Source organism: Pseudomonas sp. GW821-FHT01E10, from assembly GCF_059422365.1.
In genome coordinates this window covers 74,357-100,181 of the sequence record NZ_JBWKWT010000011.1, presented here as the reverse complement: position 1 = coordinate 100,181, position 25,825 = coordinate 74,357, and the positions used below count along the sequence as shown (strand labels likewise).

Here is a 25,825-nt window from a genome sequence, read left to right as displayed (position 1 = left end):
GCATAACTCATGGACGTTCATGAGGCGCTCCAGCTCAGGGCGAACAGGGTTTGCCCTGGCAGGTCGAAGCTGACGCGACCGTCCTGACAGTTGAATTTGCCTTCGCGACTGCGGCTGTCGGCACCAAAATACACCAGCGCTCCCTTGGTCAGCGGGCAGGTCGCCCCGGCCAGATCGACACGCTGCAAGCGCGCGCCCTTATTGACGCCCAACAGGCTGCGTTGGTGTTCGGTGGCCATCGCCAGCACGTCGACTTCGAAGGCGTCGTTGTCCAGGCGCATGACGTTTTTCAGCCAGTGCTGCCGGATGAATTGTTGGGCCAGGCCCACCGGTTTGAGCTCGAAACGATCGCCGCCCAGCACCCGCACCATGCCTTTGGGGTAGTTCGGTTCGTCGGCGGCCTGGAACCAGTTGAGCATGTCCAGCAAGCCGTCCTGCGCCGAGTTGATGACCACCGAGGCCCACCACAGCGAAGCGAAATGGGTTTCCTGATCGTAGGGGCTCAGGCTTGAGCCGCTGGACAGGTTGGTCTGGTCCAGCAGCAAGGCCTTGCGTGGCCGGCCCTTGGCATCGAGGCCCACCAGCTGGGCGGCGCGGCGCACGCTGTCGCGGTAGACCCGGGTCGCCAGCAGGTCGCGAACCATCCATTCATGCCAGGCGAGGGCGTCGATCTGCTCGCCGGATTCAGCCAGCAGGCGCCGTGCCCAGTCGATACCGCGCTTGTCGGCAGCATCGTCGGTGAACGGGCCGTTGACGAAGCGTGAACTGGCGGGCATGGCAATGCGAATGCCGGCCTTGGCGTTGGCCGGATCGCTGCGCACTTGCCGGGCCATGCTGTTGAAGATCGCCTGGTAGTTGGCGTAGCTCGAGTAGTTGAGATTCGGCTCGTCGGCGAACGCGATGTAGTGAGTGCCGCCACCACCGAGGGCACGGGTGGCGGCGAGCCAGGCGTCGAGGCCGGCGTTGCTCACGGTGTCGGCGCGCAGATCGGCCTGACGCTGGCTGCCGGCCAACAGCGTAATGTCCTGCGTAATGCCGAAGCGGTTCTGATAGAGCTGGCGGAACGCATCTTCGTGGTGCGGATTTTGCGCCGTGACGTCGACGAAACTGTAGTAGGAACCCGCCTGAGGCTTGAGGGCGTCGAGCGCCGCGAAACTGGATTGCGGCGGCAGCACGTAGGGCAAATAAATGCCCAGGTTCGGGGTCGGGCCGAGCGTCTCTTTATGCAGGGTCAGCCGGGTCTGGCCAGCGTCCTCGCGCAGCGGCTTGAGTTGCTGCGGGTTCTGGGCGAACAGGTTTGCCGTGCCATCGAGCCAGAACGCGACCTTGCCGCTGCCTTGCAGGCGCAGGCGCCAGACTTGTTCGTCCTGGGTGACGGGCAGTTCGAGCTGATCGAATTGCCAATAGGCGCGATAGGGCTTGAGCATCAGCGACACTTGTTTGTTATCACCCACACGCTGCGCCTGCAGGGCGCCGACTCCACCATGAAACTTGCCGGCCAGTACCGCGTGTTCCCCCGGTGCGATTTTGAAATACAGCTCATCGCCGCCACGGGCTTCGGCGCTGAAATGCACCTTGGCCGGGGCGAATAACGCCACGGTGTGTTCGTCATGTTCGACGGTGTAGCGGCGGAAGCTGTAGCCCGGAATTTCCAGTCGATAACTGGCGGCACCCGGCGCCAGCGGCCAGCTCTGCTTGCCGCGTGTTTCACTGGCGGCGATCCGGCGATCACCCTTCAGGTTGCCGTTGCCGTCGAGTAGGTACAGGTGTTCTTCGTTGGCATCGGCCTGCCACGCCGGGACCCACTGGATGGTCAACGTGTCGGGGCGATCCGCTTGCAGGTACAGGCTGCCGTCGCGAATGTCGGTCCAGCGCATGGGCGCCGCCTGAGCACTCAAACCAAGGCCCAGGCTCAACAGCAGCACCAGGGGTTTCATGCTGATTTCCGTTGCAGTATCTGAAGCATCGGTGCCACATCACTGGGCAGGATGATCAGGGTTTGCCAGAAGGGTACGCCGCTCAACCGGCAGTACATCACCAGCAGCGCGACGGTCACCGCCAGGTAGGCGATGGACGATGCCGCCGCAGCACCGACGATGCCATACAGCGGGATCAGCAACAGGTTCAGGGCCAGGTTCAGCAGCGCGCCGAGGCCCACCAGCAGCGAAACCGTGCCGGGTCGATTTTTGCCCAGCAAGTCCAGGCGCAGGATGCTCGCATAGCAAAGACCGAGCAGCCCCGGCAGCAGGGCCAGCAAGGCCGGGTAGGCCGGTTGATAGGCAATGCCGAACAGGGTGACGATCAGCCATTGCCCGATCACGGCCATGGTCAGGCAGGCACCGAGCATCACCGTGGCGGTCAGGCGCAAGGCCAACGGCGTCAGGCGTTCCATGCCTTCGTCCTGTTGCAGCAGGCGTTTCATCAGGGGTGTGGTCACCGCTTCCGGGACGATCAGCAGCAACTCGGCGGCAGCGCTGGCCATGGCGTAATGACCCAATGCCGTACTGCCGAGCAAGGCACCGATGAACAGGTAGTCGGAGCGCAGAATGACTTGCTGGAACAACAAATCGGGATGGCTACGGGCGCTGTAGCGCAACAGTTCTTTCTGGCTGGCGCGGTCCCATTGCAACGTCAGGGGTTGCGCACGGTTGAGCCAGACCCAGCCAGCCAGCACCACCAGGCTGATGCCGGCCAGCCAACTGATCAGCGCCGCTTCCAGCGCGGCGTCTTTCCACATCCAGAACAAGGCGATAAACAGCAGCAGTGGCGCCAGCGACTCCACCAGCCGCAAGGCATTGAACGCCACCACACCGCCCGACGCGTTGTGCAAGGTCAGCAGGCCGCTCTTGAGCACGGTCAACGGCACCGCCAGCAGCAACAGCCAGGCGAGCAATCCCAGTTGTGTGGTGATGTCGAGTTCGCTGCCGAACTCGCGGGTCAGCGCCACCACCAGCAACGTCAGCAAACCCGCCAGCAGGCAACCGAATACCAGCACCTGACTCAGCAGCAAACCCATGGGCCGTTGCTTGGCCGCCTGATAACCCACCGCCGAATTCAGCCCGCCGCTGGTGGCGGCGCTGATCAAATCGGGCAGGGTACTGAGCAGCGCAAACAGGCCGCGCTCGCTGGGCCCCAGAATCCGCGCCAGCAATACGTTACGCAGCAGGCGCAGGCCGATCATCGCCAGTTTGGTGCCCATGCTCAGGGCCAGGTGTTTGAGGTAGTGGCTGCGACTCATGGCCGGGCTCCGCGGTAGATGCGCCACGACAGCAACTCCGGGTTGCGTGCCGTGCGCTGGCTGATGCCGATCCGTGGTAAGGCCAATGGATCTTCGACGCCACGGTAAATCCCGCTGGCGGTGCCCAGGGCAAACGCAAAATCGTGGTCGGCCACATGCTCGCGCACCCGCGCATCGTGGTCGCCATTGGGGTAGCAATAGACCGGCAGCGGCCGGATGCAGCCGTTCAACAGTGCATTGCGGCTGCGGCTCAACTCTTCATCCAGGTGTTGATCGTCAAGCTCGGTGAGTAGCGTGTGGCTGGCGCCGTGAGGGCCAAAGCGGATCAACCCGCTGGCTTCCAGCGCGCGCACTTGATGCCAGTCCAGGGCCTGGGGCAACGACACTTCAGGGCATTGATTGGTGAGCCGGTTCAGTTCGCCCGGCGGCAGGTTTTTCAGGCTTTGCAGAAAATGCAAAAGCGCCAGGCTACGGCGCTGCACATCCAGGTCATCGAGCAGCACCGGTAACGGTCGCCCGATCTGTCGCAGGCATTCAATCAAGTGCGTCCGGGCTTTTTCACCATGGCTGTGCCACAGGGTTTCCCCCAGGCTTTCCCACCAGAAGCGTTGCCGGCTGCCGATGAAATCGGTGGAGAGAAAAATACTCGCCGGCATCTGATACCTTTTCAACAACGGAAAGGCATTCAGCGCGTTGTCGCGCCAGCCATCGTCGAAGGTCAGTGCGACTTTGGGGCGCTCCGACATGGCGGTGCCGGGTTGCAGAATTTCCATCAGCGGCACGCAGTCGAAGTGTTTTTTCAACCAGAGCAGCAGATGGGCAAAGGCCTTCGGCCCCACGCACAGTTCATTTCGATGAGGCAGGTCGGCGGCGCGGTCATTGGGCAGCACCCGGTGCAGCATCAGGATCACCCCGGCACCGTGCAGTTGGTGGCGGCCTACCGGCGAGTTGAGATAGAGCCAGCCACTGGTGCGTTTTAATAATTGTCTGATCGCCATGACGCGGTCCTTTCAACGATTTTGCTCGGGGTTCCACTGCGCGTACCGCTGTCCACGCAGGAACTGCCACAGACCGATACTCATCCCGGCAAGGGTCACCAGAAAGAAGCCGGCGAGGCGAAAGGGTTTGGGCAAACGGTGTTGCACATCCAGCAGGCCGGCGATGGCCACCGCATAACCGAGCAGTTGCGCGACCAGGCTCAGGCGATAGAAGCCATGGACGTTCCACAGCCAGAAGTTGCTCAGCAACAACGGCAGTAACAGGATCGGTGCCAGGCGTCGAATCAGTTTGTGGCTGATCAGCGCAATCGCATACAAGCCATGGCGCCATGGGTTCAACAGTTCCCGGCGCTGGGCCAGGCTCTGCAAACCACCGACGGTGACGCGCAGACGACGGCGCCATTGTTTGTCGATCTCATCGACGCCCTGGTCGATCACCCGGGCTGTGGGCACATAGACAATGCGTTTGTGCGCCACCGGCGCGCAGGTACTGATAAAGAAATCATCGTTGACCTCCGACGGCACGTTCTGGAACAACTCGCGACGCAGGGCGAGCAGGGCGCCGTCGGCGGAGACCATGCAGCCGGTACGATTTTCCACCATGCGCAGCCAACCTTCGTAGTGCCGATAAAGGCTGTCGCCCAGGCTCAGGCCCTGGCCCGCCACCGGGATCAACATGTGCCCGGCGCAGGCCCCGACCTGTGGATCGGCCAGGGGCGCGAGCAATTGGCCGAGGGTGTCTGTCGACCATTGGTTGTCGGCATCGGTGAACACCAGAATCTCGCCCGTGCTCAGGGCAACGGCGGCATTCAAGGTGGCTGCCTTGCCCTGACGGGGCAGGTCGAGCACGCTGATGCGCGGGTCGATGACCTTGCGGGCGCAGGCCACGGTGTCGTCGGTGGAGCCGTCGCTGGCCAGAATGATCTGTAGCGAGCGCGCCTGATAATCCTGGGCGAGCAGGATGCGCAACTTTTCTTCGATGTACTGGGCCTCGTTGTGCGCGGCGATGACGATGCTCACGTTCATCGGCTGTGCCGGCCCATGACGCCGCGCGGGAAATAACGGTGCGAGCAGCGTCAGCAGCAGCGGGTAGCCGAACCAGGCGTACACCGGCAATAACAGGCACCACCAGAAAATGAATTCAGCCACGGGCGGGTCTCCTGGCATTCCAGCGACAAAGGCTCAGGATGAGCGCGGCACCCGCCAGGTGCAGACGCACCCAATGCAGGCCCCAGAGTTGCAGCATCAGGCGCAGGTCGCGGTGTATCAGGCTCTGGCGCAGACTTTGGGCGAGCGCTGGCAGGCTGGTGACGAACAGCATGAATAGCGCCAGTAGGGGGAAACCGTTGAGCAGGGCGGATAGCGCCATGAAATCCAACACCCAGGCGATGATCGACAGCATCGGGAAACGCAGTAAACGCAGATTCATGCCGTGGCTGCGCAGTAATTGCAGGTGACTGCCCTGACGCCAGAACTCCTTGCCCATCCATTCGCGCCAACTGCTCTCGTAACCCCAATGCAGGGCAACGCTCTGGTTGACGGCCAGCAGGCGTGCGCCAGAGTGGGAAAGGCGCATGGTGAAATCTTTGTCTTCGCCGGTGCGCAGGTTTTCGTTGAAGCCGCCGACCTTGTCGAACCATGGACGACGCATCAACAGGTTGGAACTGGGCAGCCATCGCACTGCTTTCATGGTTTCATCGTTCGGGCGCAACGTGCGGCGTTGCCAGGCATTGGCATACCACGGGGCTTCGGCCGGGGTGTGCAGGTCCAGTCCCAGGACGTCGACCTGAACCGCGTGTTGGATGCTCAACAACAGCGTGAGCCAGTCCTCGGGCATCTCGATATCGGCATCGATGAAGCCCAGCCATTCGCCTGTCGCCATCGCCGCCCCGCGATTGCGCAGGGCGCCGATCAGCAGCCCGGGCAGCACCAGCACCTGCGCCCCGAGCTGGCGAGCGATGTGCGGGCCCTGATCGTTGGAGCCGTTATCGACCACGATCAGCTCGCATTCCATCCCGGCAGCCTGCGCGGCTTTTTTCGCGGCAAGCAAGGTGCGGCCGATGTGTCTGGCCTCGTTGTACATCGGGATGGCAATGCTGATGCGGTTCATGCCCTGGCCTCCGTCGGCGGACGTTCTTCCGCCTTGAGGCGCAACACCCAGGTCAGGGCGAGCATGATCCACAGGTACTTGTGATTCGGTGCGCTGAGGAACATCAAAAACAGTGTCAACGACAGATAACTGATGCCCAGGTGGGTGATCAGGTCGGCCTGTTCCCAATCCCGTCGCAGCATCCAGGCTTGACGGGCGCGGACCAGGTTGTACATCCCAAGGCCGAGCATGCCGACGAACAACAGCCCGGCGGGAATCCCCAGTTCACTGAAGATTTCCATGTACGTGTTGTGAGCACGGCGGTACAAGTCGCCGGGTTTGCGGTTGGCGGAAAACACCTTGGCGTAACCGGAGGTGGCGTAGTGCAGCGGGAAGGTACCGGGGCCGGAGCCGAGTAACGGGTGTTCACGAATGATCTGGCTGCCGACCACAAGGTATGACGTGCGGCGGCCGAGGGATTCGTCCTGGCTTTTGGCGCCTTCTTTCAAGACGCTCAAGGACTGGATGCGCTTGAGGTAACCGGCCGGCATCGAATAAATCCCCACCGGGATCACGAGCGCAAGGCTGAGCATGGCAAAACCCAAGTGGCGCGGCCGGATGCGTGGCAACTGCGCGCGGTAGTGCCAGGCGCCGATCATCAAGCTCAGGAACAGGACTACCAGCCCGGAACGGGAATCGGTTTTGGTCATGCCGCCCAGCAGCAAAATGCAGCAGCCGCCCCAGAACAATCGGTGCAACAGGTTCGGGCCGCGGATCACCAGCAGCAGGGCCAACGGCACGGCGAAGGCGATCAGCAGGGCAAACGAATTCGCGTCTTCCAGCAGCCCGGCGGCACGGCCCTGGTCCTGATACTTGGTGGAGAACATGGCCAGCACAGAGGTTGCGGCGACGCTGAGGGTCACCAGCCGGGCGAACAGATCGAGGTTCAAATCACGGCCAATCAGCAAGGTGATCACAAACAGCACCAGGCCGACGCTCAAATCCCGTAGATGACTTTGGGACATGTCCATGCTGTCGGTATTGATCATACTCAACCCGTACAACACCATGAATCCGATCAGGTAGCGCCAGATGTTGCTGCGCAGGCGCTCGGACGGAATCTGGTGAATGGCCAGTTGCAACATCAGGACCAGTGCCAGTGACGCACCGATGAATTTGGTGCCCGACAGCGCGTTGCCCTTGAAGAAACCTTCGAACGGCACCAGCGCCGCGATGCCCAATAACCCCCAGGCGGGTTTTCGGTAGAGCACACCGACAGCGACCATGCCCAGTACCGCGCCGGGCGCCAGATAGGGGTAAGGGCTGGCCAGCAAACCGAGGCAGACCAGGGCGAGCAGACTGACGATCGAGAGCGGAAAGATCACGCGCGTGCCTCCCGTGCAGTACGGATATAAAGCTGCGACCAGCGTTCGGCCAAGGCCTTCAGGTCGTAACGGTCCTGTTGCGTACGTCTTGCGTTGTCGATCAGTTCGCGAGCCAGTACCGGCTCACTCAGCAGCGTGTCGAGCTGCCGGGCGAGGGCGACGCTGTCGGTGGGGGGCGCTAGCAGACCGTTGTGCCGATCCTCCAGCACATCGGGAATTCCGCCGACGCTGAATGCCACCACTGGCACTCCGGCCTGCATTGCTTCGAGCAAAATCATCGGCGTGCCCTCGGTGCGCGAGCTGATCACCAGCGCATCGAGTTGCGGCCACCAGCGGTTCATGTCGGTCTGGTAACCCGGCAGGGTGATGCGGTTGTGCAAGCCGGCGGCGGCAATTCGCGCCAGCAGGGTTTCCCGTTCCGGGCCATCGCCGAGCATCACCGCGTCCAGTTGCGGATGTCGCTGACACAGCGCAATCAGCGCATCGAGAAACAGGTCCGGGCCTTTTTCATGGGTCAGCCGACCGACGTAGCCCGCCAGCCAGCGTGGGTGTCTGGCGTTGTGGGGCAGCAGGCCGTTGGCGGTTGGCAGACCATTGGGAATCACTTGCAGCTTCTCCTTCCGAACACTGGCCTTGCGGTGCAGCGCTGCGATGCTTTCGGCCACGCACACCACCCGATTCACCGACGCGGTGCGGCACAGTTGCAGGCTCAGCCAGCCGTAGAAGCGTTGCTTGCGACTGCGCGGGGTGAAACCGTGCTGGGTAATCACCAATGGCAAGTCAAACAATGTCGCGCCGACCCAGCCAAACACCAGGCCTTTGAAATTGTGCGTATTGATCAGCGGATGTTCAGCCCGCCGATAACGTAAATGACCCAGCAATTGCCCCAGTCCCGCGAAAGCGCGGCAATCGACCCCGGCCTCGCGGAACCGGTCGATCAGGGCCGGCGGCGCATCCAGAAACAGCACCTGGTGGTGCCCTGGCGTCGCCAGGCAATGGTCCAGCAACATCCGCTCAGCGCCATAAAAGCCGCCGCTGCTGATCAAATGCATGATCGGCAGCGCGCTGGCGTTGAGCGGCCCGTTCAATGGCGCACCCAATACATGAAGCTAGGCACGGTCCAGTTCTTGTGCGGGTTGTTCGGCAGGACGTCCTGATCGTTGATCACCAACAGCACCGGCAAGCCCAGTTCATGGGTGATTTGCGCTGGATGTTTGAAGCTGTGATCGAAGAACTCACGCACGTAGACGAAGGCAATCGCCAGCAGCAGACCGGTCAGCATGCCGAACGGAATGATCAGCAGCGGTTTGGGAAACGCCACCTCGGACGGTTCGAACGGCGGGCTGAGCACCCGGGCGTTGGACAAATCGCTGTCCAGCGCGCGGGCGGTGCTGCTTTCGGCAAAGCGCTGGGCGTAGGTGGAGAACGCCGCGTGCAAGGCATTGATCTCGGTATCCATCTGCTGCAACTTGCTCTGCGCCACTTGCAACTGGTGGATACGGTTCTTGAACTCGGCGATGCGCGCGGTTTTCTGGTTGATCACCGAGGTGACAATCGCCAGGTCGCTGGTGCGTTCCTGAATCCGGTTGCTGACGATTTTCAGGAACTGCTGACGGGTGCGGGTAATTTGCTCACGGGCCAGCAGCATCGGTTCGCTGCCCGGCTGGAACACCGCCAGGTCATTCATGTAGCGACTGACTTGAGTCGTCAGTTGCTCACCGATCTGCCGGATCTCCCGGTCTTCGAAGGCAATGTTGTCCACCGTGGTGGTGAAGGTGAAGGGGAAGGTGTAGTCGTTGAGCCGAGAGGTATTGTTGGCCGCCGCCAGCGCGGTTTTCAGGTAGTCGAGCCAGCGCTGGCTTTGCAGCAAGCGATCCTGATACTGGTTCAGGTTCTCTTCCTCGGTGTTGATGGCGTTGAGGCGGAAGGTGATTTCTTCCTTCGGATCGGACGCACCGATCTTTTCGAGCAACGCCAGTCGAGTGCCTTCCAGGCCATCGAGCCGCACCTGATACTGCTTCTTCTTGGTTTCGTAGAAGCTCTGTGGCAGATCGATCGATTGCAGTTCCTGACGGCTGGCCAGGTAGTTTTGCAACATCGTTGCGACAAACCGGGTGCCTTGGGCCGGATCGCTTGAGCTGTAGATAATGGAAATCACGTTGGAGCCGGGCAGGGTGTCGATCTTCAGGTTATCGATGGCCTCCTGGGTGAAGGTATCCAGGGAGGTGTCCCGCACCGGATCGATTGCAAGCCCGAGCGCGCCGCGCACCGGGTTGATCACGTATTCACGCAAGGGGTTGGTCACGAAACGCTGGATCGGTACGGTCACCAGTTTGTTGAAGGCCCCGGGGTTGGGCGTGTATTCGCCTTTGGCCTGAAGGTCACTGATGGTCTGACGGATCAGGGCCGGCGAGCGCAGGATATTGCTCTCGGTTTCCATATCCGCCAGTGATGGCGGAATGAAAGAGGCATCGCCTTGGGTCAGGGATGTGGTGGCGTCGCCCTGAGAGAGTTTTTTGGACTGCACGAGCACCTGCGCGGTGATATCGAAGCTCTGTTTGAGCACCAGTGGCAGGAGCAGGGCGATCACTGCAAAGATCAGGAAGATTCGCTTCACCAACCGCTTGTTGGCGAAGAAGATCCTGAAGAACTCATGCAGGTAGTTTTCCTTTGGATTCATGATGGGTCACCTGAGAGTTAGTTGCTGCGGTTGCTGCCTTTGTTGTCGACGCGGTAGGCGAAACTGAAGCCCACCCCCTGAAACAGCACCACGTCCGCCAGCTGCCGTGCGAGCTCACCGGCGCTGGCCAGTTTGGTCTTGGGCACATAGAGCATGTCGTCCGGTTGCAGGTAAGCAATCTGCGACGCGTCACCGGACAAGGCTTTCTCCACGTCGTAGTGCACAGCCTGCACCTGGTTGCCGTTGCGGCGCATGATCACCACCGAATCGAGCCGGGCCTTGATGCTGGTGCCACGGGCCAGGGTCAACGCTTCGAGCACCGAGACCGGGCGGCGAATCGGGTAGGAGCCCGGCTGCCCGACTTCACCCAGCACATAGATTTCGTTGCCCGACGTGGATTTGAGCATGACGTCGACTGTCATCCGTCCCGGCAATTGCGCGTAGCGTTGATTGAGGAACGTTTCGAGCTGGTTGACGGTCATGCCTTGCAGCGGCACGGAGCCGATTTCCGGAAAACTCGCATAGCCGTCGTTGCCCACGGTGATCTCCCGGCTCATGCCGGTAGCGGGGTGGTTCAAGGCGCTCTTGAGGTTTTGCTCGTTGCTCAGCGGGCTGGTGACCTGCACGGTCAACTGGTTGCGATTGGGCTGGAACAGGGATTTGCGGTTATAGGCGCGCTGGATTTCCTCCCGGGCCTGGACCGAGGTCATCCCGGCGATTTTCACTGAGGTGTTGGCCCCCGGCAGTTCGATGGTGCCATCGGGCAGCACCAGTTGCGTGCCGTTGAGCTGGCTGGCCGCAGTGAAGTTCAGCGCGACCTGGTCGCCGGACTGAATGCGGTAAGCCTCCGAGCCACTGGTGCTGACGTGGAAGATCACGTCCAGCACGTCCTTGGGCCGCAAGGTCTGTTCGACCTTGGGCATATCGGTGGCCTGGGCGTTGGCCGGCTCGGCCGTGAGGATCTGCACCGGCATGTTCTGGGTTTCACTGGTGCTGGAGCAACCTGCAAGCGGTAGCAACAGCAGGACAAGCACTTTGGCATTCATGACTTCATCCTTCAGGTGGGTGCTTACAGGTTTTTGTAGAGCCATTTGGGCATGTAGTACTTGCGCCGGTTGAAGACGCTGCCCACCAGTTTCGCGCCGGCCTGGGTCAGGCGCTGGGCCGCGGCCTGGGCCACTTCCCAGCGGGTGTCTTCCGCGCGCACCACCATGATCACGCCGTCCACCAAAGTGCTGATGACCAGGGTGTCGACGGCCTCATACACCGCATCGCCGTCGATCACCACGAAGCGATACCGATCGCCCAGTTGCTCGAGCAACGGGCTCAGTTGTTCGCGGGTCAGGTGCTCGGTGCCGCGGATGTGCCGCCCGTTCGGCAGGATGTGGAAGGGCAGGCTGGAGACGGTCACCAGGCAGTCCTGCAGCAGCGGCGGGGAGTCGTTGAACAGCAGATCGCGAAAGCCGCGCTCTTTGCTCAACCCCAGCTGATGCGTGAGGTTGCTCGCCGACTGGCTGGCGTCCACCAGCAGCACTTGGCCGCTGCTCATTGACGCCAATTGGGTGGCCAGCGCCAGGGCACTGGTGGTGGTGCCCGTGCCTGCGTTGGCAGCGGTCAGAAAAAGGATCCGCAGATCCAGGTCGAGCACGGTCGAGGTCAGGTTGGACTCGCTCGGGCTGGCGATGGTCAGGCTGTTATTCGATGAACCGTCCATTTAACTCGCTCCGTGGCCGTTGAACACGATGAAGGGGGTTTTCAACAGAATCTTCAGATCAAGCAACAGGCTCTGCTCGGCGATGTACGTGAGGTCCAACTCAACGCGCTGGTCGAAGTCGATATTGCTGCGCCCGGAGATCTGCCACAGACCGGTCATGCCGGGGTAGATGCTCAGGCGTGCAAGGTGGCTGTCCTTGTAACGACGGGCATTGAACGAGGTGGGTCGTGGACCTACCAGGCGCATGTCGCCGCTCACCACATTGATCAGGTTGGGTAATTCATCGAGGCTGCTGCGCCGCAGGAAGCTGCCGATGGGGGTAATCCGCGGGTCGTTGTCGATCTTGAAGTCGATGGCGTCGGCGCCGTGCTTGTTCAGATGCCGCAGGGACTCCTTGAGCTCCTCGGCGTTGGCCACCATGGTGCGGAACTTGTACATGCCGAACATGCGGCCGCGGTAGCCGGTGCGTTGTTGCACGAACATCACCGGCCCCGGGCTGCTGAACTTGATCGCCAGTGCCAGCCCCAGCAGTACCGGGGAAATCAACAGCAAGATCACCAGTGCACCGAGGCAGGCGAGCACCCGATTGGTGCGCGACAGGGTCCAGGGCCGACCGCCGTTGCGGCCGGTCACCCAGCCGTGACCCTGCACGTGGATCGCCTTGTCGAGGCGCATCCGGTGCTCGGGATCCAGGCGGTTATCATGCTGCATGTGATCGAGCAACATGCCTTTTTCATGTCCAGTCATAGAGTCCTCCGCTAAAGCCCGGCCATGAATGGCGAGTGGGCGCTACGCAGTGGGTAGTAGTCACGGAACCAGGCGATGAATCGTCCGAGTCCTTCATCCAGCTCTATCCGTGGCTGGAAACCGGTGGCCAGTGCCAGATCGCTGGCATCGGCGCAGGTGTTGAGCACGTCGCCCGGTTGCAGGGGCAGCAACTCGACGAGGGCCTTTTGCCCCAGGTGCTTTTCTAGCAGTGCCAGGTAGTCCTTGAGCGCTACCGGCTGCTGTCCGCCAATGTTGTAAATGCACCATGGCGCCATGCTGCTGGCCGGGTCCGGTTGCTCGCGGCTCCAGTCCGGTGCCGGCTGCGGCGCGCGCTCGACCAGGCGGGCGATGCTCTCGATGATGTCGTCGATGTAGGTGAAATCCCGCTGGTGCTGGCCGTAGTTGAACAGCTTCAACGGCTGCCCTTCGGCAATCGCCCGGGCGAACTGGATCGGCGACATGTCGGGCCGGCCCCAGGGGCCGTACACGGTGAAAAAACGCAAACCGGTGCAGGGAATGCCGAACAGATGGCTGTAGCTGTGGGCCATCGACTCGTTGGCTTTTTTGGTCGCGGCGTACAGCGACAACGGATGGTCGACGTTGTCTTTGACTGAATATGGCGTGTGCTGGTTGGCGCCGTACACCGAACTGGACGAGGCATAGATCAAGTGCCTGACCGGGTGGTGACGGCAGCTTTCGAGAATGTTGAGGAACCCGCTCAGATTGCTGTCGAGGTAGGCCCGAGGATTTTCCAGGGAGTAACGCACCCCGGCCTGCGCCGCGAGGTGAATCACCACTTGCGGTTGTTCACACTCAAACAGTGCGTCGAGGGCCTCGGCATCGGCCAGGTCGACTTTCGCGAGGGGGAAATCGCCGACCTGCTCGCGTACCCAATCCACGCGGTCATGTTTGAGTTGCGGGTCGTAGTAGTCATTGAAGTTGTCCAGCCCGCACACCTGATGCCCGTCGCTCAAAAGCCGCAACACACAATGGGCACCAATGAAGCCGGCGGCTCCAGTGACGAGTATCTTCATGATCGTGGCGCCTCTGGAGCTGCCAATGCCGCAGCTTGGATGAGGCCGACGCAACACGTACCCAATACGTTCACGTCCATATTGGCGTGCCTCGTAAGACGGTGGATGTAACTGAAATGAGACTGTCAAAAGGGGTATAGCCCAGCCTTGGGAAAGCGTGTCAGCAAAATGACGGGTAGCGCGGGCTGGAAACCCTGATTTCATGGGCTATTTGGTATCAAGTGCTTGCCGTTGCTGGATTTGTCGCGGTTTTGAGGGGTTTCAAGAAAACGATAAACGGTCGAAAGGCCTGTATTACAAGGGTTACAGGCGTTTTGAAGCGTCAGATTTGAGTTAATGTTTTTTTGACGCTTTTGGCAAAAAACCGGCATTTCTTGCGCTTTCATGGCTCGGTGCTAGTGTCAGAAAATGGCTGATAATCATTGGTTTCCATTTGCCAATGGCAGCCATGGAGGTACTGCATCCACCATGATCCGATACTTCAAGGAACTGTTGCTGGTTCTGTATTTACTCAAAAGCTACGACTATTACCTCGATCGTCTCGAGGCATTGGGCATCGGTTTGCCGATGTTGCTGTATGGCGGGATGTTCGTTGTGCTGACGATCGCGCTGTTCATGACCGCCTATATTCGTCAGACACTGGTCCGTCATTTGTTTGCGTTGGCGCTGTTTGGCTCGGCGATTTTCTTTGACGTGTATACGCACGTGACCGCCAGTTACCTGACCTACAGCAGCTTTGTGTCGCTGGTGTATTCCGGTGGGTTCATTCAGGAAGCGGCTTACCAGTACCGCGATGCGATCATCAGTGCGACGGTCAGTGGCTTGTTGCTGCTGTTGGGTATCGGGCTCAAGCCGCGTCGACGGTTGCCGTTGCCGGGGGCGTTGTTGGCGGCGGCACCGGTGCTCGGCGTGCTGCTGCTCAGTGTCGTGCTGTTCGTGCGGGCCGGCGAGGGCGCCCGTGGCTTGCCGATCATGTACACGCCGTTGGCCTATCTGAATCTGTTTACCTATGAAGCGTTGCACAACACCGTCGGCCCGCGCGAGCCGGTGAGCCTGGCGCGCATCGATCGGCCGGTGGGTTACGACATCGTACTGATCATCGACGAGAGCATTTCCGGTAATTACCTGGACATCAACACGCCATTCGGTGTGCACAGCAACCTCAAGGAAGCACACCCGGGCGTGGACATCTTCAATTACGGCTACGCCGCGTCCATCGCCAATTGCAGCGCCGACACCAACGTCACGTTGCGCTATGGCGGCACCCGTGGCGATTACATGCGGATCAACACCACACTGCCGTCGATCTGGCAGTACGCGAAAAAAGCCGGGCTGCGCACGGTTTACATCGATGCCCAGCGCACGGGCGGCAACTTGCAGAATCTGATGAGCAATGCCGAGAAACAGGACATCGACGAGTTCGTGCAATTCGACCAGACCAGCGTGCGTGAGCGAGACATGGCTGCGGCGGCCAAGCTGATCGATCTGCTCAACGACGGCATACCGGAGCTGGTGGTGATCAACAAGGTCGGCGCGCATTTCCCGGTACACGACAAATACCCGGACGCGTTTATGGCGTATCGCCCGACCTTGCCTCGGGGGCAGTTTGTCGAGGTGGCGGACACGGGCACGCGCGAGGGTTTCAATGGGCAGCCGAACGATTGGGTGTTGTACCGCAATGCCTACAAAAACACGGTGCTGTGGAATGTCGGCGAGTTCTTCTCACGGGTTTTCGCCCAGGCGGATATGCGTAATGCGCTGATGATCTACACCTCGGACCACGGGCAGGATCTGCATGAGCGCGGTAACCCGGGGCTCAACACCCACTGTGGCAGTGACCCGGTGGAGGAAGAGGGGTTGGTGCCGTTGGTGGTGATCTCGGGCAGCGATTTGAAGACGATGGACTGGCAGGCGCAGTTGCCGGCCAACAAGGACCGCTCCAGTCACTACAACATCTTCCCGACGTTGTTGCAGTTGATGGGCTATGACCTGGCGGGGATCGAGGCGGTGTATGGCAAACCGTTGAGCGTGTCGACGGCGGATGACTTCACTTTCAACTATCGCTTCAATGCGCGGCTCGGTGCTGTGCCTGCGTGGAAGTACATCGATCTGAAGAGCATTGTGACGCCGGGGCCGGTGGTGCCGAGTGTGGCGGTGGGGCAGTGAGATTTTGATGAAATGGCCTGGCCTTATCGCGAGCAGGCTCGCGATAAACGATAACGCGGTCTTGCTGCCGTCCGCTATCCTAGGCCAACTGCCTTCAACGAGCCTCCTCTCATGCTTTCGGTCCAGGGCGTCTTCAAAAGCTACGCCACCCCCCAAGGCCCATTGCCGGTATTACAAGGCGTCGACCTCACGTTGAAACCCGGCAGCAGCCTGGCGTTGATGGGCGAGTCGGGCAGTGGCAAAAGTACCTTGCTGCACCTGATCGCCGGCCTGGACAAGGTCGATCGCGGCAGCATTCGCAGTGGCGAGCATCGGCTGGAACAGATGAACGAAGGCCAATTGGCCCACTGGCGGCGCACCGAAATCGGCCTGGTGTTTCAGCAGTTCAACCTGATCGGCAGTTTGCGGGTCGAGGACAATCTGGCGTTTCAGGCGCGTCTGGCCGGGCGCCACGACCCGCGCTGGCAAGCGCATCTGGTGCAGCGTCTTGGGTTGGTGGATCTGTTGCAGCGCTATCCGGAACAACTGTCTGGCGGGCAACAGCAACGAGTTGCGCTTGGCAGGGCGTTGGCCTCGCAACCGAAACTGCTGCTGGCCGACGAACCCACCGGCAGCCTCGATGAAGCCACCAGCGATGAGGTGTTGAAGTTGCTGCTGGAGTTGCTCGACGACAGCCCGACGACGTTGTTGATGGTCACCCACAGCCCCAGGGTCGCCGCGCGGCTGGCGGAAAAAGTGGTGCTGCACAATGGCCGTCTGGCTGGCGCGGACGAGCGCTGAAGTGCGGGTTTTTCGCGAGACATTGCGGGCGCTGCTCAGCCATTGGCGGCAACATCCGGTGCAATTTTTCAGTGTGCTGACCGGGCTCTGGCTCGCCACCAGCCTGCTGACCGGCGTGCAAGCGCTGAACAGTCAGGCACGGGAAAGCTACGCACGGGCCAGTCAGTTGATCGGTGGCGAACCTCAAGCCAGCCTGAGCGCACCCGGCGGCGGGGTGTTCCCTCAGCAATTGTTTATCGACCTGCGTCGCGCAGGTTGGCCGGTATCGCCCGTGTTGCGAGGCCGGGTGACGCTCAAGGGCCATGAAGACCAGCGCTTGCAGTTGATGGGCATTGAACCGGTGTCGCTGCCGGCCGGTTCCGCAGTGGCCGGCCGGTCGTTGCCGATCGAGCAGGTCGTCGAGTTCTTCACGGTGCCGGGCAGCACCTGGATTTCGCCGCAGACCTTGCAGGCGTTGGGCTTGCACGAAGGTGAAACACCGACGGCCGAGAGCGGCATCGCCTTGCCGCCACTGCGTGCCCAACCCGACATGGCCCCCGGTGTGTTGCTGGTGGACATCGGCTTCGCCCAGCAAATTCTGCAATTGCCCGATCAACTGTCACGTCTGTTGCTGCCCAAGGATTTCACCGCGACCCTGCCTGATCAGTTCAAGGGCCAACTCCAGCTCATCAGCAGCGGCGAAGAAAACAATCTTGCACGCCTGACCGAGAGCTTCCATCTGAACCTCGATGCCTTGGGCTTTCTGTCGTTCGTGGTTGGCCTGTTCATCGTCCACGCGGCGATCGGTCTGGCGCTGGAGCAACGTCGAGGCTTGCTCAGAACCCTGCGCGCCTGTGGCGTCAGTGCGCGAATGTTGATTGCCGGCCTCGCCGTCGAGCTGGGTGGTCTGGCGTTGATCGGTGGTGTCGCTGGCGTGGTCAGCGGCTACTTGCTGGCCGGCGTGCTGTTGCCGGACGTCGCCGCCAGTTTGCGCGGCTTGTACGGCGCCGAAGTGCCGGGACATTTGAGCCTCAGCCCGCTGTGGTGGTTCAGCGGCATCGGTCTGAGCCTGCTCGGCGCGTTGCTGGCCGGTGCCAACAGTTTGCTGCGAGCGGCGCGTTTGCCGTTGCTGGCGCTGGCCGATCCGCAAGCCTGGCATCAGGCCCACGCGCGCTGGTTGCGGCGCCAGGGCTGGGTCGCGGCGATGGCTGCGCTGATCGCGGTATTGGCGTTGATGTTCGGCGACAGCCTGAGCAGTGGTTTCGTGCTGATGGCCGCGTTGTTGATCGGCGCCGCACTGGCCTTGCCGGTGGTGTTGAACAGCGTGCTCAACCGGGTGCTGCGGCGCAGTCGCTCGGTGCTCGGCCAATGGTTTGTCGCCGATTGCCGTCAGCAGTTGCCGGCCCTGAGCCTGGCCTTGATGGCGCTGTTATTGGCGCTGGCGGCGAACATCGGCGCCGGCAGCATGACCGCCGGTTTCCGCCAGACCTTCAACAACTGGCTCGAACAACGCCTGACCGCCGAGTTGTATGTCAATCCGCAAAATCCGGCCCAGGCCCGAGAGCTTTACACATGGCTCAAACAACAACCCCAAGTCAGCGCGGTGCTACCCAACTGGCAAGTGTCGATTCAGTTACAGGGCTGGCCGGCGGATGTCTTCGGCGTGATCGATCACCCGACCTATCGCCAGCACTGGCCGTTGCTGGAAGCCTTGGGCGACGACCCCTGGGAACGACTGGCCAAGGACGACGCGCTGATGCTCAGCGAACAACTGGCCCGGCGGTTGAAGGTGCGCCTGGGTGATCACATGACCATTGCCACGCCCAACGGTCCATGGTCGCCACGGATCGTCGGGATCTACGCCGACTACGGCAATCCCAAGGGCCATCTGCTGGTCAACATCAATCACCTGCTGCGCGGCTGGCCGCAGCTGACACCCAGCCGTTTCAACCTGCGCATCGAGCCCGCGTCGATTCCCGCGTTCCTGGCCGCGCTGCAAGCGCGCTTCGCCCTGGACGACAGCCGCATCGTCGATCAGGCCCGGCTCAAGGGTTGGTCCACACAAGTGTTCGAGCGTACCTTCGCCGCCACCGCCGCACTCAACAGCCTGACGCTTTGCGTCGCGGGCGTGGCGCTGTTCATCAGCCTGCTGACCCAGAGCCAGAGTCGCCTCGGACAACTCGCGCCGTTGTGGGCGCTGGGCGTGACGCGGCGACAGTTGATGCTGCTCAACCTCGGGCAGACCTGGTTGCTCGCGGTGCTGACATTGGTGCTGGCATTGCCGTTGGGCATCGCATTGGCGTGGTGCCTGGACACGGTGATCAACGTGCAGGCCTTCGGCTGGCGCTTGCCGCTACGGGTGTTTCCACTGCAACTGTTGCAGTTGATGGGCCTGGCCTTGCTCGCCACGTTGCTCGCGTCGGCGTGGCCGTTGTACTCGCTGTATCGCACGCAACCGGCGGATCTGCTGCGGACGTTTGCTCATGAAGATTAAGATCTGCGTGTTGCTGCTGGCGTTGCTGAGCGGCTGCGACAACACGCCTGCGCCGGAAAAAGGCTTCGCCGGCCTCGGCCATCAGGCCTCCGCATTTACCCCGGTGGTGCCCGGGCGAGAATTCAGTTTCCCGGCGGACCACGGCGCCCACGATGGCTTTCGCATCGAATGGTGGTACGTCACCGCCAACCTCAAGGACGATCAGGGGCGCGAGTTCGGTGCGCAATGGACGCTGTTTCGCAGCGCCTTGAAAGCGACGCCCGAGCAACCTGGCTGGGCCAATCAGACTATCTGGCTGGGTCATGCGGCCGTGACATCCGCCACCGCACACCATGCCGCCGAACGCTACGCCCGAGGTGGCGTCGGCCAGGCCGGAGTGATCCTTAAGCCGTTCAACGCATGGATCGATGACTGGCGTTTCAGCAGTCAGGCCACCGACGCAAACCCGCTGGCAGACCTGCAACTCAGTGCCCGCGACAAGGTGTTCAGCTACCAGCTTCGACTGACCTCAACCCGGCCACTGGTACTTCAAGGAGACAAAGGCTTCAGCCAGAAATCCGAACAAGGCCAGGCGTCGTACTACTACAGCCAACCGTTTTTCCAGGCCAGCGGCACCCTCGAAATCGACGGCAAAACCTACACCGTCAGCGGTCCGGCCTGGCTCGACCGCGAGTGGAGCAGCCAACCGCTGACCGCCAACCAGACCGGTTGGGACTGGTTCTCCCTGCACCTGGACAGCGGCGCGCAGGTGATGCTCTACCGCATGCGGCAAAAGGACGGCGCGCCATACCTCACCGGCACCTGGATCGACGCTCAAGGGCAGGCACAGCTGCTGCACGCCGACGACATCCAACTCACACCACAAGACACCGCCAAGGTTGCCGGGCGTTCGATGCCTGTGCGCTGGTCGATCAACATCCCGGGCAAGCACCTCGAAATCACCATCGATGCCCTCAACCCCAAGGCCTGGATGGACTTGCGCATTCCTTATTGGGAAGGGCCGGTGCGGCTGAGCGGCAGTCATGGGGGGCAGGGGTATCTGGAGATGACCGGGTATTGAGTTGGAGTTCTCGGCGCGACACTATTTGGTGAAATTGAAAGATCTGAAAGCAGGGCAGAGCGTTGTGCTGACCTGTAACGATGTGCTGAAAGTGACCAGCCGGCACCCAAGCTGATCATTACTTGTACGTATTGATTGTTCTTGTGCGGATAGCTGTATAAGAACAATCAATTTTAATGGTCGAACTGGTGATTTTAAGAAGTTTGTAGACGTTGTGTAAGCGGGGCCTTACGAAATATTACGTGCATAAATTTCATGTTTGTATACGAGGACATATCTGCCAAATTCTATTAAAATCCTTCCCGTTCGCCCGGTGTCAGGGCTCTTTACCGGTGCATGGATTGCCAAGGCCATTACACTGGGCGAACACCTTCTTTGGGAGGTGCTGTTTAAAAGTTTCGGATATAAAAATGGGCGACCTTGGGGTCGCCCATTTTTATTGGAAGATCTAAAGCTGCTTCCGCAAGCGCTGTCCGACCACATCCATCAAATCGCAACCGTCCTGCAACGGGATGGCCAACCCGCGTAAAGTGCCGCGAGTCGATGCATAGTGGGGCGCCTGGACGGTTACGGTGATGCATTGAAACGATCAATATTGATACTCTCCAATACACAAACCTCTTCAGGATCAACGAACAGGGAGTAGAGAATGGCTGGAGCCACAGCTGGGCTCGAGGGTAGGAGTCCTTAATGATCAAAGGGGAGCCAATCGTTATGGCGAGATCAAAGCAAAACAAGAGCTGTTTTAAACGGGTATCCATCGGCGTACTGGCCGCTTTGCTGTCGGTCGGCGTCGCTAAAAGTTTCGCAGAGGATAAGGAAGTCAAAGGAATGCAGAGTATTCAGTTTCGAAAGGTCATTGACCTCAGCCATGTCATTAGCACGACGATTCCACTGTGGCCTAACGACCCTCCAGTGACATTCGACGTGGTGGCTTCACAGGAAAAAGACGGTTATTACCTGCGGCGTTTCAGCATCGGCGAGCACAGCGCTACCCATATGAACGCGCCCAATAGTTTTCACCCCAATGCCATCGGGATTGATGCCTATAAACCAGAGTCCCTGGTGCGCCCGGCCGTTGTGATTGATATACGAACCCAGGCTCGGGATAACCCGGATTATGTGATTGGCGTCCAGGACATCGAAAAATGGGAACAGGCTAATGGGCGCATCGCCCAAGGCTCTGTTGTGCTGTTTTATACGGGATGGCAAGCCTTGTGGAACGATCCCAAGCGCTTTATCAATGAAGACGCGAAAGGCCCACACTTTCCCGGTGTGGGCGCTGCTACGACCCAGTTTCTGCTTGAAGAACGCCAAATCGCTGGTGTCGGTATCGATACACATGGCGCTGATCCAGGTCAGGATACGGTTTATGCCACCAACAGCCAGATTCTGGCCAAAGATGGCATTGTCCTGGAGTGCCTGACTAATCTCGATCAGCTACCTGCGAAAGGCACGACACTGGTCATTGGCGTGCTTCGACTCAAAGAGGGGTCGGGTTCTCCTGTTTCCGTAATGGCGTTTGTACCCTGAGCCCATTTCAACTTGAAATTGCATCCACTACCGGAGTACTGGCCTGGAGCTGTCGCCGGTAGTTGGCTGCACGCTGAAGTACTTGGGTCAAGGCCTGGAAGTTTGCCGGTTTGGTCAAAATGTCATTGGCACCGGCGGCCCTGAAACGTTCTATCTCGCTCGAAAAAGCGCTCGCGGTGAACGCAACGATGTAGCACGTATCGCCCAGTGGTAGTTCGCGGATGTTACGGATGGCCGCCAGCCCATCCATAACAGGCATATTGATATCCATGAAAATGATATCTGGAATCGACGTCATGCACTCGTTGATCGCCTCCAGACCATCTGACGCAAGGGCGGGTGTATAACCCAACGCCTGTAACATCGCCAAGGCAACTTTCTGACTAATGGGATGGTTCTCCACCAACAGGATATCGAGCGGGTAATCCCCGGCAAAAGATGAGTCGAAACCAACCGTTGCATGATCGTCCCCGAGGGGGATTTCCGAGACGGAAAAAGGCTCCATGGGGAGTGAGAAGGAAAACGTCGATCCGATACCAGGCTGACTGGTAAAGGATAAAGTCCCCTGTTGCGCCTCGACCAGATTCTTGCAAATTGAAAGACCTAGCCCACTTCCGGTAAAGCGTTGACTGGCTGGCCCTTTGAACTGAACAAAGGGCTTGAACAGGCTGTCTTGCCGCGCCAAAGGGATACCTATGCCGGTATCGCGTATGGAGAACTCGAGTCGGGCTCGAGGGCTGTCACCGCTCGTTTTGACCACGAGCGATACTGTTCCGGTTTCGGTGAACTTGACCGCATTACCCAACAAGTTGATCAGTATCTGGCGAAGGCAATCGGTATCGGTTTTGACCCAGTGCGGTACATCCGGTGATACCTGAGCCTCAATGATGATTGGTTTGCCCTGAGTGTTTTGCCGGATCATTTCAATACTGGATGAAACCAATGCTCTCACTTCGAATACACGAGGCCTCAATTCAAGTTTGCCCGCTTCGATCTTTGCCAGGTCGAGAATGTTGTCGATAAGCGACAGCAGGGTTCGTCCGCTGGTATGAATCGTATTGACCAGAGCGCTTTGCTCGGGATTCAGGGCGGAGCCGGCCAGTAACTCGGTCGCACCGATGACACCGTACATGGGGGTGCGGATTTCATGACTCATGGTGGCTAAAAAACGGGTCTTGGAACGATCCGCGTCTTCGGCGGCATCTTTTGCCTGACTCAATACCTGTTCGTTTATTTGCAGTTGCTGAAGATGAGCACGCATGCGCAATAAGTCGATCACGAACAAAAGACTGAAGGCGAGAAATACCAGAATGGCAAGGATGATATGGTGCAGAGAGTCCTGATTAAGTTGTTGGTTGTAGTTCGCCAACGTCATCTCCGCACCTGCCACATAAACCGTCCCGTCCTGGGATTTCATTGGGACGAAGACGGCGCGAAAGTCTCCCCAGTGATCCGAGTAATCGATCCAGGTGGGCTCGGTACGCTCAAAACTGTCGAGCAGGGCCTGACTGGCATCTGGATAAGGATCGAAAAAGCGTACGTAATTCTGCTCTTGAATCTCTTTTTTCGAGGCGCTGGAGCTGATCAGATAGGCTTCCCCATCGCGTTTGACCACGCTGTAGACAAAGGCGGTGCCCATGGACTCGTTGAATCTGGAAAGCCGCTGAATGGTATCCCAGTCTTGCGCTTCCGTTTTCGACTGTTTGTCGATCAGATTGTCATGGTAGCGGTCGCCGAGGATGGCTGACGCGCCCAGCGCGGCATGCAGCAGCTTGTTATTAATGTTGTCAGTGAGAATTCCCTGAGTCTCGACGTAGAGGTAGTAGATATAGCCACTGACACCTACGATGTAGACCAAAAGTAAAGCCCATGTTTTCCGTCTGAGTTTGAACATTCATCACAGCCTCCATACTGTCAGCCCAAGCATAGATTGAAGACTGGTTGAAAACCATTGTTTATCAGTGAGGAAGTTACTTGACCGAGTAGCCAGTTTTTCTGGGTTTTTGGGAAGGTCGCGATTTTGCGGAAGAGCCCACCATAGTGGAAGTTGGAAGAATTTTGCTCCTATATCAAGAAATTTGCGGGCGAAGTTTTAGCAGCCTCTTGCCAAATGCTCTGTGTATAAAATTGAGGGATGATATTAAACGTCGGATATAAAAATGGGCGACCCTGGAGTCGCCCATTTTTATTGGCTGAATTAAAGCTGGGCCCGTAACCGCCACCCGACCACATCCAGCACGTCGCCCGGAGACAGCTCTCTTCCAACAGTTGAGTGACACAACGAATGCGATATGCGGCCGTGTCCTGCAGCACATCGACAGGCGCTGCGGTGTCGATCGGGAGGGAAGGGATCGTGCAGTCGATGCCGGTAATCGACATGTATCGAGTCATGGTTGAACACTCCCGAGTGTCGGACGCCCCACCGGGTGGGTCGAGGTTGTCCAGCACCCGGTTTACCAACAACTTACCCGGTACAGCCAATTGCTGAATCGATAGCGCCAGGCTGCGGTGCGAGCCTTCGAGTTCACAGGCAAGGTCGGTGTTCAGGACGTTGAGCGAAGCGAGGGTTTCGCAGGCGTGGCTTAGCAGGGTTTCGGTGCGGATGTTGGGGGGAGGGTGACGACGTGGCTGATGGGGTCGAGAGACTCGGGTGGAAACTTTTTCATCGTGAAGCTCCTGAATCAACGGAGCCGCAAAGCGGCATTTGCATGCCTTGATCGTGTTCGGTCTGCCAAAACCGGTCGCTGGGGTTGCAGTGACTGGGGGAGGTTATCTGGGGAGAAGGGGGGGTACAAGTTCATGGATGGTGATGGGAGTTGCGGGAAATGTCCGATGCTTTTGTCAGACGACTCAAAGGGCAGAAAAATGAGTTAGATTTTTTAAGTGAGTACGGGCTTTTTGTCGTTCATATAAACTGAGGGGCCACAAAGTAGCGGGGATTTTGTTGAGAATTCAATTATCGAGCTGCTGTTCGAAGCATGAATCGTGAAAATGTTTTCGCTCTGAGTGATTGTTATATTGAGTTTTTCTTTTGTAGGTATGTTTTTGATCGTCGGGTTGCTGATTTCGCTGCAGTTTAAACAGATGCGGCATGTGTTGAATTCAGCCTTTTTCCACTTTGCGGGAGGGGCGTCCGGGAGTTCTTCGATGTCAAACTCCAGTATTATCGTTGGTCTGTTGTTGTCGATACTTACTGTGAAAAGTTCAACGAGGCCAATCACTACGGAAGTCTTGAAAACCTGGTTGAAAAAAATGCTGCCATCGATATCGTTCCAGAATTTCATTTTTACTCCTTGAAACAGTCAAAAGGGACCACCCCTTAGCCAAGCCAAAAGAGCCAAAAGGGGACGCCCATTTTTGCTTTGAAGCGTTGAGGTGAGTTTCGTTAATTTTTTAGGAGGTTCTCTTGCTGTGATCTGATTTGGATGTTCTTTTGCTACGCTACACCATAGTTATGGTATGCCTTAATATTTGCTATGGTAATCTAAGTGTGACTTTGTAGTTTGAGTCGTGTTGGGTGACGGTTATAGTAGTAGGGCCGCTGAAATTGAAATTTTCTATATTTATTATGTAAGGCTGGAATTCGTACTCGTTATAATCTTTTTTCAGCCATTTCTTAGGGGTGACTGCTTGTTCTACTTGGCTGTATAGTTTTAAGCATGTAGAGTTTCCGTCCAGCATGACGTAAGAAGTGCGCATGCTGGTAGGGGAGTAATCTTCTCCAAAAATAGAAGCTCACTGTTTTTTATTCGATATTGATGATGTCCACATTTTAGATTGCTCAAACACGTAATGATAGCCAAAAGGGGACAAATTTATTTTATGGCATGAAAAATAAATCTGTCCCCTTTTCTCTCGACTCTCCGGGGATTATGATTCTTTTATTTGCGTCTAGCATTTTCTTCTG

At 59.0% G+C, this 25,825-nt stretch carries 19 protein-coding genes and 1 pseudogene; 5 read left to right on the top strand and 15 right to left on the bottom strand.

The window, feature by feature from the left end; genetic code table 11:
- Window positions 1–17: 17 nt before the first annotated feature.
- From AC07V0_RS19705 to AC07V0_RS19650, 12 genes are read right to left on the bottom strand one after another with little or no spacing between them, the layout of a single operon-like run.
- Window positions 18–1,937, bottom strand: a complete 1,920-nt coding sequence (locus tag AC07V0_RS19705; RefSeq protein ID WP_086944966.1) for a hypothetical protein — start codon at window positions 1,935–1,937, stop codon at window positions 18–20.
- Complete coding sequence (locus AC07V0_RS19700) at window positions 1,934–3,238, bottom strand: oligosaccharide flippase family protein (protein ID WP_064618743.1); 1,305 nt, start codon at window positions 3,236–3,238, stop codon at window positions 1,934–1,936. Before AC07V0_RS19700 ends, AC07V0_RS19705 begins: the two co-directional genes overlap by 4 nt.
- Window positions 3,235–4,236 (bottom strand): polysaccharide deacetylase family protein, encoded by a 1,002-nt coding sequence (locus tag AC07V0_RS19695; protein ID WP_086944965.1) that lies wholly within the window; start codon window positions 4,234–4,236, stop codon window positions 3,235–3,237. Before AC07V0_RS19695 ends, AC07V0_RS19700 begins: the two co-directional genes overlap by 4 nt.
- Window positions 4,237–4,248: 12 nt before the next feature.
- Window positions 4,249–5,385, bottom strand: a complete 1,137-nt coding sequence (locus tag AC07V0_RS19690) for a glycosyltransferase (RefSeq protein ID WP_086944964.1) — start codon at window positions 5,383–5,385, stop codon at window positions 4,249–4,251.
- Window positions 5,378–6,346, bottom strand: a complete 969-nt coding sequence (locus AC07V0_RS19685; protein WP_018925572.1) for a glycosyltransferase family 2 protein — start codon at window positions 6,344–6,346, stop codon at window positions 5,378–5,380. Before AC07V0_RS19685 ends, AC07V0_RS19690 begins: the two co-directional genes overlap by 8 nt.
- Window positions 6,343–7,710: an O-antigen ligase family protein gene (locus tag AC07V0_RS19680; protein WP_019648516.1), complete on the bottom strand. Its 1,368-nt coding sequence runs from the start codon at window positions 7,708–7,710 to the stop codon at window positions 6,343–6,345. The genes AC07V0_RS19685 and AC07V0_RS19680 overlap by 4 nt, the downstream gene beginning before the upstream one ends.
- Entirely contained in the window at window positions 7,707–8,762 is a 1,056-nt protein-coding gene (locus AC07V0_RS19675; protein ID WP_086945149.1) for a glycosyltransferase family 4 protein, read from the bottom strand. The genes AC07V0_RS19680 and AC07V0_RS19675 overlap by 4 nt, the downstream gene beginning before the upstream one ends.
- Before the next feature lie 32 nt (window positions 8,763–8,794).
- Window positions 8,795–10,390: a GumC family protein gene (locus AC07V0_RS19670; protein WP_018925575.1), complete on the bottom strand. Its 1,596-nt coding sequence runs from the start codon at window positions 10,388–10,390 to the stop codon at window positions 8,795–8,797.
- Between the two features lie 17 nt (window positions 10,391–10,407).
- Window positions 10,408–11,436 carry a polysaccharide biosynthesis/export family protein gene (locus tag AC07V0_RS19665; RefSeq protein ID WP_086944963.1) on the bottom strand — a complete coding sequence of 343 codons (1,029 nt, stop codon included), beginning with the start codon at window positions 11,434–11,436 and terminating at the stop codon, window positions 10,408–10,410.
- A 23-nt stretch (window positions 11,437–11,459) separates the two neighbouring features.
- A complete protein-coding gene (locus tag AC07V0_RS19660; RefSeq protein WP_064618731.1) occupies window positions 11,460–12,104 on the bottom strand; it encodes a CpsD/CapB family tyrosine-protein kinase in 645 nt (214 codons plus the stop codon).
- Window positions 12,105–12,851, bottom strand: coding sequence for a sugar transferase (locus AC07V0_RS19655; RefSeq protein ID WP_018925578.1), 747 nt, complete (start codon window positions 12,849–12,851; stop codon window positions 12,105–12,107).
- Window positions 12,852–12,862: 11 nt separating this feature from the next.
- Window positions 12,863–13,906, bottom strand: coding sequence for an NAD-dependent epimerase (locus tag AC07V0_RS19650; protein WP_086944962.1), 1,044 nt, complete (start codon window positions 13,904–13,906; stop codon window positions 12,863–12,865).
- Between the two features lie 468 nt (window positions 13,907–14,374).
- On the opposite strand from AC07V0_RS19650, the gene AC07V0_RS19645 reads away from it, so the two are divergent.
- From AC07V0_RS19645 to AC07V0_RS19625, 5 genes are all read left to right on the top strand, one after another.
- Window positions 14,375–16,072 carry a sulfatase-like hydrolase/transferase gene (locus tag AC07V0_RS19645; protein ID WP_018925580.1) on the top strand — a complete coding sequence of 566 codons (1,698 nt, stop codon included), beginning with the start codon at window positions 14,375–14,377 and terminating at the stop codon, window positions 16,070–16,072.
- A gap of 111 nt (window positions 16,073–16,183) precedes the next feature.
- A complete protein-coding gene (locus AC07V0_RS19640) occupies window positions 16,184–16,852 on the top strand; it encodes an ABC transporter ATP-binding protein (RefSeq protein WP_018925581.1) in 669 nt (222 codons plus the stop codon).
- Between the two features lies 1 nt (window position 16,853).
- Window positions 16,854–19,325: an ABC transporter permease gene (locus AC07V0_RS19635; protein WP_086945148.1), complete on the top strand. Its 2,472-nt coding sequence runs from the start codon at window positions 16,854–16,856 to the stop codon at window positions 19,323–19,325.
- On the top strand, window positions 19,315–20,385 hold the full coding sequence (locus tag AC07V0_RS19630) for a lipocalin-like domain-containing protein (protein ID WP_086944961.1): 1,071 nt from the start codon (window positions 19,315–19,317) through the stop codon (window positions 20,383–20,385). Before AC07V0_RS19635 ends, AC07V0_RS19630 begins: the two co-directional genes overlap by 11 nt.
- 690 nt (window positions 20,386–21,075) lie before the next feature.
- Complete coding sequence (locus AC07V0_RS19625; protein WP_225609293.1) at window positions 21,076–21,918, top strand: cyclase family protein; 843 nt, start codon at window positions 21,076–21,078, stop codon at window positions 21,916–21,918.
- A 7-nt stretch (window positions 21,919–21,925) separates the two neighbouring features.
- On the opposite strand, the gene AC07V0_RS19620 is transcribed toward AC07V0_RS19625, so the two are convergent.
- The 3 genes and pseudogenes from AC07V0_RS19620 to AC07V0_RS19610 all read right to left on the bottom strand — a co-directional run bounded on the left by AC07V0_RS19620 (window position 21,926) and on the right by AC07V0_RS19610 (window position 25,202).
- Window positions 21,926–23,812 (bottom strand): ATP-binding protein, encoded by a 1,887-nt coding sequence (locus tag AC07V0_RS19620; RefSeq protein WP_086944960.1) that lies wholly within the window; start codon window positions 23,810–23,812, stop codon window positions 21,926–21,928.
- Window positions 23,813–24,330: 518 nt separating this feature from the next.
- Window positions 24,331–24,569, bottom strand: a pseudogene (locus AC07V0_RS19615) (DUF6124 family protein); the annotation flags it as partial.
- Window positions 24,570–24,797: 228 nt separating this feature from the next.
- Entirely contained in the window at window positions 24,798–25,202 is a 405-nt protein-coding gene (locus AC07V0_RS19610) for an Imm50 family immunity protein (protein ID WP_064618725.1), read from the bottom strand.
- Between the last annotated feature and the right edge of the window lie 623 nt (window positions 25,203–25,825).